General features: G+C 67.5%; 12 protein-coding genes. All 12 read right to left on the bottom strand.

All coding sequences use genetic code 11. The features are described 5' to 3' along the window. Positions 1-10 precede the first annotated feature (10 nt). The 12 genes from rplW to rpoB all read right to left on the bottom strand — a co-directional run bounded on the left by rplW (position 11) and on the right by rpoB (position 16,504). Complete coding sequence (gene rplW, locus PV364_RS05260; RefSeq protein ID WP_319139009.1) at positions 11-337, bottom strand: 50S ribosomal protein L23; 327 nt, start codon at positions 335-337, stop codon at positions 11-13. Further along, positions 337-987: a 50S ribosomal protein L4 gene (gene rplD, locus PV364_RS05255; protein WP_319658482.1), complete on the bottom strand. Its 651-nt coding sequence runs from the start codon at positions 985-987 to the stop codon at positions 337-339. Before rplD ends, rplW begins: the two co-directional genes overlap by 1 nt. Positions 988-991: 4 nt before the next feature. Next, complete coding sequence (gene rplC / locus PV364_RS05250) at positions 992-1,636, bottom strand: 50S ribosomal protein L3 (RefSeq protein WP_319658480.1); 645 nt, start codon at positions 1,634-1,636, stop codon at positions 992-994. A 14-nt stretch (positions 1,637-1,650) separates the two neighbouring features. Next, on the bottom strand, positions 1,651-1,959 hold the full coding sequence (gene rpsJ, locus PV364_RS05245) for a 30S ribosomal protein S10 (protein ID WP_014144312.1): 309 nt from the start codon (positions 1,957-1,959) through the stop codon (positions 1,651-1,653). 389 nt (positions 1,960-2,348) lie between these two features. Further along, positions 2,349-3,533 (bottom strand): S8 family peptidase, encoded by a 1,185-nt coding sequence (locus PV364_RS05240; RefSeq protein WP_319658479.1) that lies wholly within the window; start codon positions 3,531-3,533, stop codon positions 2,349-2,351. A 235-nt stretch (positions 3,534-3,768) separates the two neighbouring features. Then, positions 3,769-4,962: an elongation factor Tu gene (gene tuf, locus PV364_RS05235; RefSeq protein ID WP_319658478.1), complete on the bottom strand. Its 1,194-nt coding sequence runs from the start codon at positions 4,960-4,962 to the stop codon at positions 3,769-3,771. A gap of 171 nt (positions 4,963-5,133) precedes the next feature. After that, positions 5,134-7,260, bottom strand: a complete 2,127-nt coding sequence (gene fusA, locus PV364_RS05230; protein ID WP_319658477.1) for an elongation factor G — start codon at positions 7,258-7,260, stop codon at positions 5,134-5,136. A gap of 39 nt (positions 7,261-7,299) precedes the next feature. Further along, positions 7,300-7,770: a 30S ribosomal protein S7 gene (rpsG, locus tag PV364_RS05225; protein ID WP_319158066.1), complete on the bottom strand. Its 471-nt coding sequence runs from the start codon at positions 7,768-7,770 to the stop codon at positions 7,300-7,302. Positions 7,771-7,772: 2 nt separating this feature from the next. Further along, entirely contained in the window at positions 7,773-8,144 is a 372-nt protein-coding gene (gene rpsL, locus PV364_RS05220; protein ID WP_014144289.1) for a 30S ribosomal protein S12, read from the bottom strand. Positions 8,145-8,423: 279 nt separating this feature from the next. After that, a complete protein-coding gene (locus tag PV364_RS05215) occupies positions 8,424-8,867 on the bottom strand; it encodes a DUF1707 and DUF4190 domain-containing protein (RefSeq protein ID WP_319658476.1) in 444 nt (147 codons plus the stop codon). Between the two features lie 118 nt (positions 8,868-8,985). After that, positions 8,986-12,885, bottom strand: coding sequence for a DNA-directed RNA polymerase subunit beta' (locus PV364_RS05210; RefSeq protein WP_319658475.1), 3,900 nt, complete (start codon positions 12,883-12,885; stop codon positions 8,986-8,988). Positions 12,886-13,015: 130 nt separating this feature from the next. After that, the gene (gene rpoB / locus PV364_RS05205) at positions 13,016-16,504 is read right to left on the bottom strand and encodes a DNA-directed RNA polymerase subunit beta (RefSeq protein WP_319658474.1); all 3,489 of its coding nucleotides are present in this window, start codon (positions 16,502-16,504) and stop codon (positions 13,016-13,018) included. Between the last annotated feature and the right edge of the window lie 125 nt (positions 16,505-16,629).

Raw genomic sequence — 16,629 nt, 5'->3', positions numbered from 1 at the left:
CCGGCCCCCGTTAGGAGACCGGTCCGCCGAAGATGTCGATGCGGTCGCCCTCGGCGAGGGTCACGATGGCGCGCTTGGTGTCCTTGCGCTTGCCGAAACCGGTCTTGGTGCGCTTGCGCTTACCCTGACGGTTGATCGTGTTGACCCCGGTGACCTTGACCGAGAAGACCGCCTCGACGGCCTGCTTGATCTGGGTCTTGTTCGCGCGCGGGTCGACGACGAACGTGTACTTGTTCTCGTCCAGCAGCGCGTAGCTCTTCTCGGAGACCACCGGCTTGACCAGGATGTCACGGTGGTCCGTGAAGGTCCGGCTGGTGATCGCGGTCTGCTCGGCCATCAGGCGTCGCTCCCTTCGGTCTCGGCGGCGCCGTTACCGATGAAGCGGTCGAAGGCGGCCTTGGTGAAGACCACGTCGTCGGAGACGAGCACGTCGTACGTGTTCAGCTGGCCGGCCTCCAGGATGTGCACCTGGGGCAGGTTGCGCGCGGACAGCCACGCGGCCTCTTCGGCGCGGTCGGCGACGAGCAGCACGTTCTTGCGGTCGCTGATCTTGCCCAGCAGCACCTTGGCGGCCTTCGTCGACGGGGACTCGCCCTCGATGACGCCGGTCACGACGTGGATGCGGTTGTGACGCGCCCGGTCGGTGAGGGCACCGCGCAGGGCGGCGGCCTTCATCTTCTTCGGGGTCCGCTGCGAGTAGTCACGCGGCACGGGACCGTGCACGACGCCACCACCGGCGAACTGCGGGGCGCGGGTCGAACCCTGACGGGCGCGGCCGGTGCCCTTCTGGCGGTACGGCTTCTTGCCGCCACCGCGGACCTCGCCACGCGTCTTGACCTTGTGCGTGCCCTGACGGGCGGCGGCCAGCTGCGCCACGACGACCTGGTGGATCAGCGGAATGCTGACCTTCGCGTCGAAGATCTCGCCCGGGAGCTCAACGGTCCCGGCCTTGTCGCCGGCGGGCGACAGAATGTCAATGGTGCTCATATCCTCAGGCCCCCTTGGCCGCGGTGCGGACCAGGACGAGGCCGCCGTTCGGGCCGGGAACCGCGCCCTTGATGAGCAGCAGGCCCTTCTCCGCGTCAACGGCGTGGACGGTCAGGTTCTGGGTGGTGACCCGCTCGTTGCCCATGCGGCCCGCCATGCGCAGACCCTTGAACACACGGCCCGGGGTGGCGCAGCCACCGATGGAGCCGGGAGAGCGGTGCTTGCGCTGGGTGCCGTGACCGGCGCCGAGGCCCTTGAAGTTGTGACGCTTCATGACACCGGCGAAGCCCTTGCCCTTGCTCTTGCCGGTGACGTCCACCTTCACGCCGGCCTCGAAGACCTCCGCGGTGATCTCCTGGCCGAGGCTGTACTCGGCCGCGTCGGAGGTGCGGAGCTCCACCAGGTGGCGGCGGGGGGTCACGTCGGCCTTGGCGAAGTGGCCCTTGAGGGGCTTGTTCACCTTGCGCGGGTCGATCTCGCCGAAGGCGATCTGGACCGACTCGTAACCGTCGACATCGTTCGTACGGACCTGGGTCACGACGTTCGGGCCGGCCTTGACCACGGTCACCGGGACGACACGGTTGTTCTCGTCCCAGACCTGGGTCATGCCGAGCTTCTCGCCCAGGATGCCCTTGATCTGCTTAGCCATCTGTTCCGCGCCTCTCAGAGCTTGATCTCGATGTCAACGCCGGCCGGAAGGTCCAGGCGCATCAGCGAGTCAACGGTCTTGGGCGTCGGGTCGAGGATGTCGATCAGGCGCTTGTGCGTGCGCATCTCGAAGTGCTCGCGCGAGTCCTTGTACTTGTGCGGCGACTTGATGACGCAGTACACGTTCTTCTCAGTGGGCAGCGGCACCGGGCCCGCGACCTGCGCACCAGTACGCGTCACCGTCTCGACGATCTTCTTCGCCGAAGAGTCGATGACCTCGTGGTCGTAGGCCTTGAGCCGGATGCGGATCTTCTGTCCCGCCATGGCTACTTCGTAGTCCTGTCTAGTAGTAACGCTCTGGAACTCGGTGGTTCGACCGTCTTCTCCGACCCACGCGGTCGGGCGTGTCGCACCCCTTCTTGTAAATCTCCGCATGGCGGAGACCCTCAGGGAGGGGATACGTGGGAGAAGACACCCACCGAGCGCCTGGTGAGCACCCCGCTGACGCTTCCCGGAAGATTCCCGTACGTCCGCCCCCTGAGGGACGACGAGTACTGTGGGACTCGCTTCCGGTCCTCCCGACGGGAGGCGCGCAACATCGGCGCTCGACCGAGCAACCCGGCTAGTCTGCCATACCGGACGTGCCGGACGCCAATCGGGCCGGGTAGCTTACCCCGCCGCCACCGGACTCCAAACCCGCCCCCCGTGCCGGATCACAACCCCCCGGTGTACAGCATCAGGCGCGGCGTGCCGGCGGGCAGCAGCGCCGGCACGTCCGGCGTGGCGTTGGCGGTCAGCCAGGCGGCGAGGGCGGCGGTGGACACGTCCCCGTGGGTGTCCTTGTAGAGCGCGGCGACACCGGTGACGTGCGGCGCCGCCATCGACGTGCCGCTCATACGGGCGAAGCCGCCGCCCCGGGCGGCCGAGGTGATGTTCGTGCCCGGCGCGTTGATGTCCACGCACGGCCCCCAGTTGCTGAACTCCGCCTTGCGGTCGGACTCGTCGGCGGCGGCGACGGTGAAGGCGTCCGGCGCCCCCGCGGGCGAGGTGCCGCAGGCGTCGGTGTCGCCGTTGCCCGCCGCGACGACCGGGAAGACCCCGGCCGCGGCCAGCCCCTCGACCGCCCGCTCCGAGGCCTCGGTGTGCGGCCCGCCGACCGACAGGTTCGCGACGGCCGGCTTCACGGCGTGCTCCGCCACCCAGTTGACGCCCGCCACCACCGAGGCGATCGAGCCGCTGCCGTCGCAGCCCAGCACCCGCACCGACACCAGCCGGGTACCGCGGGCCACGCCCGAGTGCGCGCCGCCGACGGTGCCGGCGACATGGGTGCCGTGCCCGTTGCAGTCCGCGCCCTGCTGCCCGTCCCCCACCACGTCGTAGCCGGGCACCGCCCGCCCCCCGAACTCCTCGTGGGCGAAGTCGATCCCGGTGTCGATGATGTACGAGGTGACGTCGGCGCCGGTCGCCCGGACCGAGAAGCCCGCGGCGCCCGCCTCGCGGTGGTTGATCCGGGCCAGGCCCCACGAGACCTCGTCGGACGCGGCCGCCACCGCCTGCGGCCGCGGCACGGTCACCACCGCGTCCTGCTCCACCGCCCGCACACCCGGCACCGTGCGCAGTTCCGAGACCTGGCGGTCGGTCAGCCGCGCCGCGAAGCCCAACAGGGCGCTGGTGAAGGTGAACATGGGCGCCGCACCGACCTCGCGCACCACCGACCGCGGATCGGTGCCGGCCGCCAGCGTCACCAGGTACTGCCCCGCGATGCCGCCCTCCGACGCCATCCTGAGCGGCGCCGGGACCGGAGGCGGCGCCGCCGCCCCGGAGGTGCCCGCCGGGGCGGCGAGAACGGCCGTGAGGGCTGCGGCGACGGCCGCGAGCCGGCGCGGGGATATGCGCATGGCGGGGGGCTCCAGGAGTCGTACGGGTGTGCACCGAACGCAATCATTCGTAACACCCGGTCACCGGGGCACGCCCGTGCTGCGCGCCATTGGTGGTACCCGGCCCGCGCCGCCCGGCACCGCCGGGAGCCCGGAACGGCGCGGCACGACGACGAGGGCCCCGGCCCACCGCGTGAACGGTGGGCCGGGGCCCTCGTGCAGCTCGCCTACGGCAAGCGGCGGATCGCCGGGATCCTTACTTCAGGATCTTGGTGACCTGGCCGGCGCCGACGGTCCGGCCACCCTCGCGGATGGCGAACTTCAGGCCCTCCTCCATGGCGATCGGCTGGATCAGCGCGACCGTCATGGCGGTGTTGTCGCCCGGCATGACCATCTCGGTGCCCTCGGGGAGGGTCACGACGCCGGTCACGTCCGTGGTACGGAAGTAGAACTGCGGGCGGTAGTTGTTGAAGAACGGGGTGTGACGGCCACCCTCGTCCTTCGACAGGATGTAGGCCTGGGCCTCGAAGTCGGTGTGCGGCGTGACCGAACCCGGCTTGATGATGACCTGGCCGCGCTCGACGTCCTCGCGCTTGATGCCACGGAGGAGCAGACCGACGTTCTCACCGGCCTGGCCCTCGTCGAGCAGCTTGCGGAACATCTCGATGCCGGTGACCGTGGTGGTGGTCTTCTCGGTCTTGATGCCGATGATGTCGACGGTCTCGTTGACCTTGAGCACACCACGCTCGATGCGGCCGGTGACGACGGTGCCACGACCGGTGATCGTGAAGACGTCCTCGATCGGCATCAGGAACGGCTTGTCGACGTCGCGCTCGGGGGTGGGGATGGCCTCGTCCACGGCGGACATGAGGCCGAGGAGCTTCTCGCCCCACTCCTTGTCGCCCTCGAGGGCCTTGAGCGCGGAGACGCGGACGACCGGCAGGTCGTCGCCCGGGAACTCGTACTCGGAGAGCAGCTCGCGGACCTCGAGCTCGACGAGCTCCAGGATCTCCTCGTCGTCCACCATGTCGGCCTTGTTCAGCGCGACCACGATGTAGGGAACGCCGACCTGGCGGGCCAGGAGGACGTGCTCCTTGGTCTGCGGCATCGGGCCGTCGGTGGCGGCGACCACGAGGATCGCGCCGTCCATCTGCGCGGCACCGGTGATCATGTTCTTGATGTAGTCCGCGTGACCCGGGCAGTCGACGTGGGCGTAGTGGCGCGCCTCGGTCTGGTACTCGACGTGCGCGATGGAGATGGTGATACCGCGCTGGCGCTCCTCGGGAGCCTTGTCGATCTGGTCGAAGGCCGAGGCCTCGTTCAGGTCCGGGTACGCGTCGTGCAGCACCTTGGTAATGGCGGCCGTGAGGGTCGTCTTACCGTGGTCGATGTGACCGATGGTGCCGATGTTGACGTGCGGCTTAGTCCGCTCGAACTTCGCCTTCGCCACTGGGGTCCTCCTGTGAAGTGGTTCTGGTACGCCTTACTTCATCGGCGCCAGGTGATCTTTGCTGGGTTGCGGGCGGCCGGGGTATCCGACGCTCCCCTTGCGGTTTGCGGCGGAATACCCCGAAGCCTCCCGGTCAAGCCTACGGCGTGTGTGCAGCGTGAAGAACTGCGGTTACTCGCCCTTGGCCTTCGCGATGATCTCCTCGGCGACGTTCTTGGGAACCTCGGCGTAGGAGTCGAACTGCATCGAGTAGCTCGCGCGACCCGACGTCTTGCTGCGGAGGTCGCCGACGTAGCCGAACATCTCCGACAGGGGCACCAGGGCCTTGACGACCCGGGCGCCGGCACGCTCCTCCATGGCCTGGATCTGGCCACGGCGGGAGTTGATGTCGCCGATGACGTCGCCCATGGACTCCTCGGGCGTGGTGACCTCGACGGCCATCATCGGCTCGAGCAGCACGGGGCTCGCCTTGCGCGCGCCCTCCTTGAAGGCCTGCGAACCGGCGATCTTGAACGCCAGCTCGGAGGAGTCGACCTCGTGGTAGGCACCGTCGAGAAGGGTGATGCGAACGCCCACCATCTCGTAGCCCGCCAGGATGCCGAACTTCATGGCCTCCTGAGCACCGGCGTCCACCGACGGGATGTACTCGCGGGGGATGCGGCCACCGGTGACCTGGTTGACGAACTCGTAGTTCGCGTCGCCGCCCTCGAGAGGCTCGATGGAGATCTGGACCTTCGCGAACTGGCCCGTACCACCGGTCTGCTTCTTGTGGGTGTAGTCGATCCGGTCGACCTTCTTGCGAATGGTCTCGCGGTACGCCACCTGCGGCTTGCCGACGTTGGCCTCGACCTTGAACTCACGGCGCATGCGGTCGACCAGCACCTCGAGGTGCAGTTCGCCCATACCGCCGATGATGGTCTGGCCGGTCTCCTCGTCCGAGTGGACCTGGAAGGAGGGGTCCTCCTCCGCGAGACGCTGGATGGCGACACCCAGCTTCTCCTGGTCGCCCTTGGACTTGGGCTCGATCGCGACCTGGATGACCGGCGCCGGGAAGTCCATGGACTCCAGGATCACCGGGTTCTTCTCGTCGCTCAGCGTCTCACCGGTGGTGGTCTGCTTCAGGCCCATGACGGCGACGATGTCGCCGGCGCCCACCGACTCGATCTCCTCACGCTTGTTCGCGTGCATGCGGTAGATCTTGCCGATGCGCTCCTTGCGGCCCTTGACGGAGTTCAGCACGGCGGTGCCGGACTCCAGGCGGCCGGAGTACACGCGGACGAAGGTGAGCTTGCCGAGGTGCGGGTCGCTCATGATCTTGAACGCCAGCGCCGACAGCGGCTCGTCGTCGGACGGCCTGCGCTTGACGATCTCCTCCGCGTCGCCGACCGCGTGGCCCTCGATGGCCTCGACGTCCAGCGGGGAGGGGAGGTAGCGCACGACCGCGTCGAGCAGGGGCTGCACGCCCTTGTTCTTGAAGGCGGTGCCGCAGAAGACCGGGGTGACGGTGACACCGTCGCCCTTGCCGGAGTTGATGGTGACGCGGCGGATGGCCGCGTACAGCTGCTCCTCGGTGGGCTCAGTGCCCTCCAGGTACAGCTCCATCATCTCTTCGTCGTTCTCGGCGACGGCCTCGAGCATCTTGCCGCGCCACTCGTCGGCCGCCTCGGTGTGCGTGGCCGGGATGTCGACGACGTCGTACATCTCGCCCTTGGTCGCCTCCGCGGACCAGACCAGGGCCTTCATGCGGACCAGGTCCACGACGCCCTTGAAGTCGGCCTCGGCACCGATCGGCAGCTGCATGACGATCGGGGTCGCGCCCAGCCGGTCCGTGATCATGTCGACGCAGCGGTGGAACTCCGCGCCGGTACGGTCCAGCTTGTTGACGAAGCAGATGCGCGGAACGCCGTAGCGGTCCGCCTGACGCCACACGGTCTCGGACTGCGGCTCAACGCCGGCGACACCGTCGAACACCGTCACGGCACCGTCGAGCACGCGAAGGGAGCGCTCCACCTCGACGGTGAAGTCGACGTGACCCGGCGTGTCGATGATGTTGATCGTGTGGTCGACGTTCTCCAGCGGCCAGTGACAGGTGGTCGCGGCGGACGTGATCGTGATGCCGCGCTCCTGCTCCTGCTCCATCCAGTCCATCGTGGCAGCGCCGTCGTGGACCTCACCGATCTTGTACGAAACACCGGTGTAGAACAGGATCCGCTCGGTGGTCGTCGTCTTGCCCGCGTCGATGTGGGCCATGATCCCGATGTTGCGGACCCTGGCCAGGTCAAGTGAAGTGGTAGCCATAAGGCTTCAGTCTTCTCTCGGATCTCGATGGGGTAGCGACTACCAGCGGTAGTGCGCGAAGGCCTTGTTGGACTCGGCCATCTTGTGGGTGTCCTCGCGGCGCTTCACCGCGGCGCCCAGACCGTTGCTGGCGTCCATCAGCTCGTTCATCAGACGCTCGGTCATGGTCTTCTCGCGGCGGGCACGGGAGTAACCCACGAGCCAGCGCAGCGCCAGGGTGTTGGCACGGCCGGGGCGGACCTCGACCGGCACCTGGTAGGTCGCGCCACCGACACGGCGGGACTTGACCTCCAGGGAGGGCTTGACGTTCTCCAGAGCGCGCTTGAGCGTGATGACCGGGTCCTGGCCGGTCTTCTCGCGCAGGCCCTCGAGGGCGCCGTACACGATGCGCTCGGCGGTGGAGCGCTTCCCGTGCAGGAGGATCTTGTTGACGAGCGAGGTCACCAGAGGAGAACCGTAGACCGGGTCGATGATGACCGGGCGCTTCGGGGCGGGGCCCTTACGAGGCATTCTTACTTCTCCTTCTTGGCGCCGTAGCGGCTGCGGGCCTGCTTGCGGTTCTTGACACCCTGGGTGTCCAGCGAACCGCGGATGATCTTGTAACGAACACCCGGCAGGTCCTTCACACGGCCACCACGCACGAGCACGATGGAGTGCTCCTGCAGGTTGTGACCCTCACCCGGGATGTAAGCGGTGACCTCGATGCCGCTGGTCAGACGCACACGCGCGACCTTACGCAGGGCCGAGTTCGGCTTCTTCGGGGTGGTCGTGTAGACGCGCGTGCAGACGCCGCGGCGCTGCGGGGAACCCTTCAGCGCGGGCGTCTTGTTCTTCTCGACCTTGTCCTGCCGGCCCTTTCGGACCAGCTGCTGGATCGTAGGCACCGTTTCTCCGGTTTCTGTGTGCCGATCTCGATACTTCTAACCTGGAGTTCCCCCGACCCACGCGGTCGGGTGTGTCGCGAGCCCCATACGCTTTCCACCGAAGCGGAAAGTGCGTATTGTCGGCGTGTCGCGGCGTTCGGCCTCGGAATCCCGCGCGGACAAGTGCACGCGCAGGAACCCGGGCACACCCCAGGCACAAGGTCAGAGCGTACCCAGCGCACCCGCTCCGGTCAAAACAAATGGGATTTCGTCCCGTCGCGCCCGATATGTCCCCATGTGTTAAGGGCCGGTGGGTGACGTGACCTCGTTCGTCACGGCGACCACGAGCACGACCACGAGCACCGTCACGAGCAGCAGCAGCGCCGTGACGACGTAGCCCAGGATCAGCCCGGCCAGCGCGAAGCCGTCCCCCTGTTCACCCGTGCGGCGGACCTCCCGGCGGGCCAGGTGACCCAGCACGATCGCGGGCAGCGCCGTGAGCCCCAGGAACACCGCGCTTATGCCGCAGATCAGCGCGGCGACGGCCTTCGAGTTGACCCCGGGCGGCGGCGCCGGCCGCGGCCGCGGGATGTCCAGCACCAGCACGTCCAGTTCACCGTAGGTGCGGGACACGTACGCCCGCCCTATGCGCTCCTCGTACTCCTGGAGCGTCAGCCGTCCCTCGGTGTACGCGTCCTTGAGCACTTCCACCGTCCGCTCGCGTGCGGCATCGCCGGCAAGCACCGTCGCACCACCTCCCCGATCCGCTCCGTCCTCCCATAGTGCCCGAAGACGGGCATGGACGGCCGAAGGGCGGCCACCCCCGTGAGGGTGACCGCCCTTCGGCGTGATGACGTGGACGTCAGCCGTTGTACGGGCCGTAGTCGTAGTCCTCCAGCGGAACGGCCTGGCCGGAGCCGGTGCCGAACGGGCTGTAGTCGATGTCGTCGTAGCCGACGGCCGAGTACATCGCGGCCTTGGCCTCCTCGGTCGGCTCCACCCGGATGTTGCGGTAACGGGACAGACCCGTACCGGCCGGGATGAGCTTACCGATGATGACGTTCTCCTTCAGGCCCAGCAGCGAGTCGGACTTGGCGTGGATCGCCGCGTCCGTCAGGACCCTGGTCGTCTCCTGGAAGGAGGCGGCCGACAGCCAGGACTCGGTCGCCAGCGAGGCCTTGGTGATACCCATCAGCTGCGGACGGCCGGAGGCCGGGTGGCCACCCTCCGCCACGACCCGACGGTTCTCGGTCTCGAAGCGGCCGCGCTCGACCAGCTCGCCGGGCAGCAGCTCGGCGTCGCCGGACTCGATGATCGTGACCCGGCGGAGCATCTGCCGGATGATGATCTCGATGTGCTTGTCGTGGATCGACACACCCTGCGAGTTGTAGACCTTCTGGACTTCCCCGACCAGGTGGACCTGGACGGCCCGCTGACCCAGGATGCGCAGCACGTCGTGCGGGTTGGTGGCACCCACGGTCAGCTTCTCGCCGACCTCGACGTGGTCGCCCTCGCCGACCATCAGACGGGCACGCTTGGAGATCGGGTAGGCGATCTCCTCGGAGCCGTCGTCCGGGGTGATGACGATCTTCTTGGTCTTCTCGGTCTCCTCGATACGGATGCGGCCGGCCGCCTCCGAGATCGGGGCGACACCCTTGGGCGTACGGGCCTCGAAGAGCTCGACGACACGCGGCAGACCCTGGGTGATGTCGTCACCGGCCACACCACCGGTGTGGAAGGTACGCATCGTCAGCTGGGTGCCGGGCTCACCGATGGACTGGGCGGCGATGATGCCGACCGCCTCACCGATGTCCACCAGCTTGCCGGTCGCGAGCGAGCGGCCGTAGCACATCGCACAGGTGCCCACCGCGGACTCGCAGGTCAGGACCGAGCGGGTCTTGACCTCGGCGATGCCGTTGTGGATGAGCTGCTCGATGAGCACGTCGCCCAGGTCGGTGCCGGCGGTGGCCAGGACACGCCCGTCCACCACGACGTCCTCGGCGAGGCAGCGCGCGTACACGCTGGTCTCGACGTCGTCCGTCTTGCGCAGCGAACCGTCCTCGGCGCGCTCGGCGATCGCCAGCTTGAGGCCGCGGTCGGTGCCGCAGTCCTCCTCGCGGATGATGACGTCCTGGGAGACGTCCACCAGACGACGGGTCAGGTAACCCGAGTCGGCGGTGCGCAGAGCGGTGTCGGCCAGACCCTTACGGGCACCGTGGGTGGAGATGAAGTACTCCAGCACGGTCAGGCCCTCACGGAACGAGGCCTTGATGGGACGCGGGATCGTCTCGTTCTTGGCGTTGGACACCAGGCCACGCATACCCGCGATCTGACGCATCTGCATCATGTTTCCACGGGCACCCGAGTCGACCATCATGAAGATCGGGTTGGTCTTCGGGAAGTTCTCGCGCATGGCCTCGGCGACGTCGTTGGTCGCCTTCGTCCAGATCGCGATGAGCTCCTGCGTGCGCTCGTCCTTGGTGATCAGACCGCGCTCGTACTGCTTCTGGACCTTCTCGTCCTGCGCCTCGAAGCCCGCGATGATCCCCTTCTTCGCCTCGGGAACGACGATGTCGGAGATGGCCACGGTGACGCCGGAACGGGTCGCCCAGTGGAAGCCGGCCGCCTTCAGGTTGTCGAGCGTCGCCGCCACGATGACCTTGGGGTAGCGCTCGGCGAGATCGTTGACGATCTCGGAGAGCTGCTTCTTGCCCACCGGGTAGTCCACGAACGGGTAGTCCTCGGGCAGCAGCTCGTTGAAGAGCGCGCGGCCCAGCGTCGTGTTCAGCCGGAAGGAGTCGCCGAGCTGCCAGGGCTCCTCGCCCTCCACGTCCGCCGGCGGGGTCCAGCCACGCGGCGGGACGGTGCCGATCGGGAAGCGGATGTCGATCCTGGACTGCAGCGACAGCTCGCGGGCGTCGAAGGCCATGATCGCCTCGGCGGTCGAGCCGAACGCCCGGCCCTCACCCTTGAGCTCGCGCTCCTCCGCGTCCGTGGTGAGGAAGAACAGACCCAGGACCATGTCCTGCGTCGGCATCGTCACCGGACGGCCGTCGGCGGGCTTGAGGATGTTGTTCGAGGACAGCATCAGGATGCGGGCCTCGGCCTGCGCCTCCGCGGACAGCGGCAGGTGCACGGCCATCTGGTCGCCGTCGAAGTCCGCGTTGAACGCGGTGCAGACGAGCGGGTGGATCTGGATGGCCTTGCCCTCGACCAGCTGCGGCTCGAAGGCCTGGATGCCGAGGCGGTGCAGGGTCGGCGCGCGGTTCAGCAGCACCGGGTGCTCGGCGATGACCTCTTCGAGCACGTCGTACACGACCGTGCGGCCGCGCTCGACCATGCGCTTGGCCGACTTGATGTTCTGCGCGTGGTTCAGATCCACCAGGCGCTTCATCACGAACGGCTTGAAGAGCTCCAGCGCCATGGCCTTGGGCAGACCGCACTGGTGCAGCTTGAGCTGCGGGCCGACGACGATGACCGAACGGGCCGAGTAGTCGACGCGCTTGCCGAGCAGGTTCTGACGGAACCGGCCCTGCTTGCCCTTGAGCATGTCGGACAGCGACTTCAGCGGACGGTTGCCGGGGCCCGTGACCGGGCGACCGCGACGGCCGTTGTCGAAGAGCGCGTCGACGGCCTCCTGGAGCATGCGCTTCTCGTTGTTCACGATGATCTCGGGGGCACCGAGGTCGAGGAGGCGCTTGAGGCGGTTGTTGCGGTTGATGACGCGGCGGTACAGGTCGTTCAGGTCGGAGGTCGCGAAGCGGCCACCGTCCAGCTGCACCATCGGACGCAGGTCCGGCGGGATCACCGGGACGCAGTCCAGCACCATGCCCTGCGGCTTGTTGGTGGTCTGCAGGAAGGCGGAGACGACCTTGAGGCGCTTGAGCGCACGGGTCTTCTTCTGGCCCTTGCCGGTACGGATGATCTCGCGGAGCTTGGCGGCCTCCTCGTCGAGGTCGAAGGACTCCAGGCGCTTCTGCAGCGCCGCGGCACCCATCGAACCCTGGAAGTAGGTGCCGAAGCGCTCCCGCAGCTCGCGGTAGAGCAGCTCGTCACCCTCCAGGTCCTGGACCTTGAGGTTCTTGAAGCGGGACCACACCTCGTCGAGGCGGTCCAGCTCGCGCTGCGCACGGTCGCGCAGCTGCTTCATCTCACGCTCGGCGCCCTCGCGCACCTTGCGGCGCACGTCGGACTTGGCGCCCTCGGCCTCCAGCTCGCCGAGGTCGGCCTCGAGCTTCTTCTGCCGGGACTCGATGTCCGCGTCACGGCGCTGCTCGACCTGCTGGCGCTCGACGGAGACCTGGGCCTCCAGCGAGGGCAGGTCGCGGGTGCGCCGCTCCTCGTCCACCCACGTGATCATGTAGGCGGCGAAGTAGATGACCTTCTCCAGGTCCTTCGGGGCGAGGTCGAGCAGGTAGCCCAGCCGCGACGGAACGCCCTTGAAGTACCAGATGTGGGTCACGGGAGCGGCCAGCTCGATGTGGCCCATCCGCTCACGACGCACCTTGGCGCGAGTGACCTCGACGCCGCAGCGCTCGCAGATGATGCCCTTGAAGCGGACACGCTTGTACTTGCCGCAGTAGCACTCCCAGTCCCGGGTGGGGCCGAAGATCTTCTCGCAGAAGAGCCCGTCCTTTTCCGGCTTGAGGGTGCGGTAGTTGATGGTCTCCGGCTTCTTCACTTCGCCGTGGGACCACTGCCTGATGTCGTCCGCGGTCGCAAGGCCGATCCGCAGCTCGTCGAAGAAGTTGACGTCGAGCACTTTGTCGTCAATCCCTCTTTCGGGGTCGAATGTCAAACATGTCTGAACGGTCCGGGGCCCTCAGGCCGCTTGGGCGGCCCTGAGGGTGGGGTAGCCGGGGAACTGCCGGAGCAGTTCCCCGACCGGCCCGTCAGACCTCTTCGACGCTGCTCGGCTCACGCCGGGACAGGTCGATTCCGAGCTCCTCCGCAGCGCGGAAGACGTCCTCGTCGGTGTCGCGCATCTCGATCGACATGCCGTCCGAGGACAGCACCTCCACGTTGAGGCAGAGCGACTGCATTTCCTTGATGAGCACCTTGAAGGACTCGGGAATGCCCGGCTCGGGAATGTTCTCGCCCTTGACGATGGCCTCGTAGACCTTCACACGGCCGAGAACGTCGTCGGACTTGATGGTGAGGAGCTCCTGCAGCGCGTAGGCCGCGCCGTATGCCTCAAGGGCCCACACCTCCATCTCACCGAAGCGCTGACCACCGAACTGCGCCTTACCACCCAGCGGCTGCTGGGTGATCATCGAGTACGGACCGGTGGAACGCGCGTGCAGCTTGTCGTCCACCAGGTGGTGCAGCTTGAGGATGTACATGTAGCCGATCGAGATCGGGTCCGGGAACGGCTCGCCGGAGCGGCCGTCGAAGAGCCGGGCCTTGCCCGAGGGCAGCACCAGGCGCTGGCCGTCGCGGTTCGGGATCGTGGCCTCGAAGAGGCCGGTGATCTCGTCCTCGCGGGCACCGTCGAACACCGGGGTGGCGACGTTGGTGCCGGCGGCGACCTGGTCGGCGCCGATCGCCGTGAGGCGGCGGGCCCACTCGTCGCTGAGGCCGGAGACGTCCCAGCCCTGTGCGGCGAGCCAGCCCAGGTGGATCTCCAGGACCTGTCCCGGGTTCATTCGGGACGGGACACCCAGCGGGTTGAGGATGATGTCGACCGGGGAGCCGTCCTCCAGGAACGGCATGTCCTCGATCGGCAGGATCTTGGAGATGACGCCCTTGTTGCCGTGACGGCCGGCGAGCTTGTCACCGTCGGTGATCTTGCGCTTCTGCGCGACGTAGACGCGGACCAGCTGGTTCACGCCCGGGGGCAGCTCGTCGCCCTCCTCGCGGTCGAAGACGCGCACGCCGATGACCTTGCCGGTCTCGCCGTGCGGCACCTTCAGCGAGGTGTCACGGACCTCTCGGGCCTTCTCGCCGAAGATCGCGCGCAGCAGGCGCTCCTCGGGGGTCAGCTCGGTCTCGCCCTTCGGGGTGACCTTGCCGACCAGGATGTCGCCGGCGACGACCTCGGCACCGATGCGGATGATGCCGCGCTCGTCCAGGTCCGCCAGGACCTCCTCGGAGACGTTCGGGATGTCCCGGGTGATCTCCTCGGGGCCGAGCTTGGTGTCACGGGCGTCGACCTCGTGCTCCTCGATGTGGATCGAGGAGAGGACGTCGTCCTGCACGAGGCGCTGCGACAGGATGATCGCGTCCTCGTAGTTGTGACCCTCCCACGGCATGAACGCGACCAGGAGGTTCTTGCCGAGCGCCATCTCGCCCTGCTCGGTGGACGGACCGTCGGCGAGCACCTGGCCGGCGATCACCCGGGCGCCCTCGTCCACGACGACCTTCTGGTTGAAGGACGTGCCCTGGTTCGAGCGGGAGAACTTGGCGACGCGGTAGGTGTTGTACGTGCCGTCGTCGTTGGCGACGGTGACGTAGTCCGCGGAGACCTCCTGGACCACACCGTCCTTGTCGGCCTTGATGACGTCACCGGCGTCGACCGCGCAGCGGTACTCCATGCCGGTGCCGACCAGCGGGGCCTGCGCCTTCAGCAGCGGCACGGCCTGGCGCATCATGTTCGAGCCCATGAGCGCGCGGTTGGCGTCGTCGTGCTCGAGGAACGGGATCATGGCGGTCGCGACCGACACCATCTGGCGCGGCGAGACGTCCATGTAGTCCACGTCCTCGCCGGGGACGTAGTCGATCTCCCCGCCGCGGCGGCGCACCAGGACGCGGGACTCCGCGAAGCGGTTGTCCTCCGTCAGCGGCGCGTTCGCCTGGGCGATGACGTAGCGGTCCTCCTCGTCGGCGGTGAGGAAGTTGACCTCGTCGGTCACGATTCCGGTCTCGTCGACCTTGCGGTACGGCGTCTCGACGAAGCCGAACGCGTTGACCCGGCCGTAGGAGGCCAGCGAGCCGATCAGACCGATGTTCGGGCCTTCGGGGGTCTCGATCGGGCACATGCGTCCGTAGTGGGACGGGTGCACGTCACGGACCTCGAAGCCGGCCCGCTCACGGGACAGACCACCGGGGCCCAGCGCGGACAGACGGCGCTTGTGGGTCAGGCCCGACAGCGGGTTCGTCTGGTCCATGAACTGGGACAGCTGGCTGGTGCCGAAGAACTCCTTGATGGAGGCGACGACCGGCCGGATGTTGATCAGGGTCTGCGGCGTGATCGCCTCGACGTCCTGGGTGGTCATCCGCTCGCGGACGACGCGCTCCATACGGGCCAGACCCGTGCGGACCTGGTTCTGGATGAGCTCGCCGACGTTGCGCAGACGACGGTTGCCGAAGTGGTCGATGTCGTCGACCTCGACGACCACGGAGGAACCGTTGTCGCCGGTGGTCTCGGTCTCGCCCGCGTGCAGCTTGACCAGGTACTTGATCGTCGCGATGACGTCCTCGACGGTCAGTACGCCGGCGTCGAGCGGCGCGTCGGCACCCAGCTTCTTGTTGATCTTGTAGCGGCCGACCTTGGCCAGGTCGTAGCGCTTGGGGTTGAAGTAGAGGTTCTCCAGCAGCGTCTGCGCGGCCTCACGGGTCGGCGGCTCGCCCGGACGCAGCTTGCGGTAGATGTCCAGCAGCGCGTCGTCCTGGCCCTGGGTGTGGTCCTTCTCCAGGGTGGCGCGCATGGACTCGTACTCGCCGAACTCCTCGAGGATCTGCTCGGTGGTCCAGCCGAGCGCCTTCAGGAGGACGGTGACGGACTGCTTGCGCTTGCGGTCGATGCGGACACCGACCATGTCGCGCTTGTCGATCTCCATCTCCAGCCAGGCACCACGCGAGGGGATGACCTTGGCGGAGTAGATGTCCTTGTCGGACGTCTTGTCGATCTGGCTGTCGAAGTAGACACCCGGTGAGCGGACCAGCTGGGACACCACGACACGCTCGGTGCCGTTGATGACGAAGGTGCCCTTGTTCGTCATGAGCGGGAAGTCGCCCATGAAGACCGTCTGGGACTTGATCTCACCGGTCTCGTTGTTGGTGAACTCGGCCGTGACGAAGAGCGGGGCCGCGTACGTGAAGTCGCGCTCCTTGCACTCGTCGATCGAGTTCTTCGGCGGCTCGAAACGGTGGTCGCGGAAGGTCAGCGACATCGACCCGGAGAAGTCCTCGATCGGGGAGATCTCCTCGAAGATCTCCTCCAGACCGGACTTGGTGGGGACGTCCTGACCACTGTCCAGGGCAGCCTCGACGCGAGCCTTCCACGCGGCGTTGCCGAGGAGCCAGTCAAAGCTCTCGGTCTGCAGCGCGAGGAGGTTCGGGACCTCGAGGGGCTCCTTGATCTTCGCGAAAGAAATGCGCAGCGGGGCGGTGCTTGCGCCGTTGTTCGAATTGGCAGTCGAGGCGTTGCGCGAGGCGGCCAAGAGGGGGTCCTTCCGAGGGCTCGGACTCACTACGCGCGTACCGGCTTCCGCCCCCGGGCGCAGACAAGGATGTCCTGGTCAGGACGGTTCCTCATGTGTGCTCAGGCTTGGGCTGGTCCCTGGTG

It is taken from the genome of Streptomyces sp. MI02-7b (assembly GCF_033793585.1).
Lineage (GTDB): Bacteria > Actinomycetota > Actinomycetes > Streptomycetales > Streptomycetaceae > Actinacidiphila.
The sequence above is the reverse complement of the archived record's forward strand: the minus strand, read 5'-3'. Positions and strand labels throughout refer to the sequence as shown.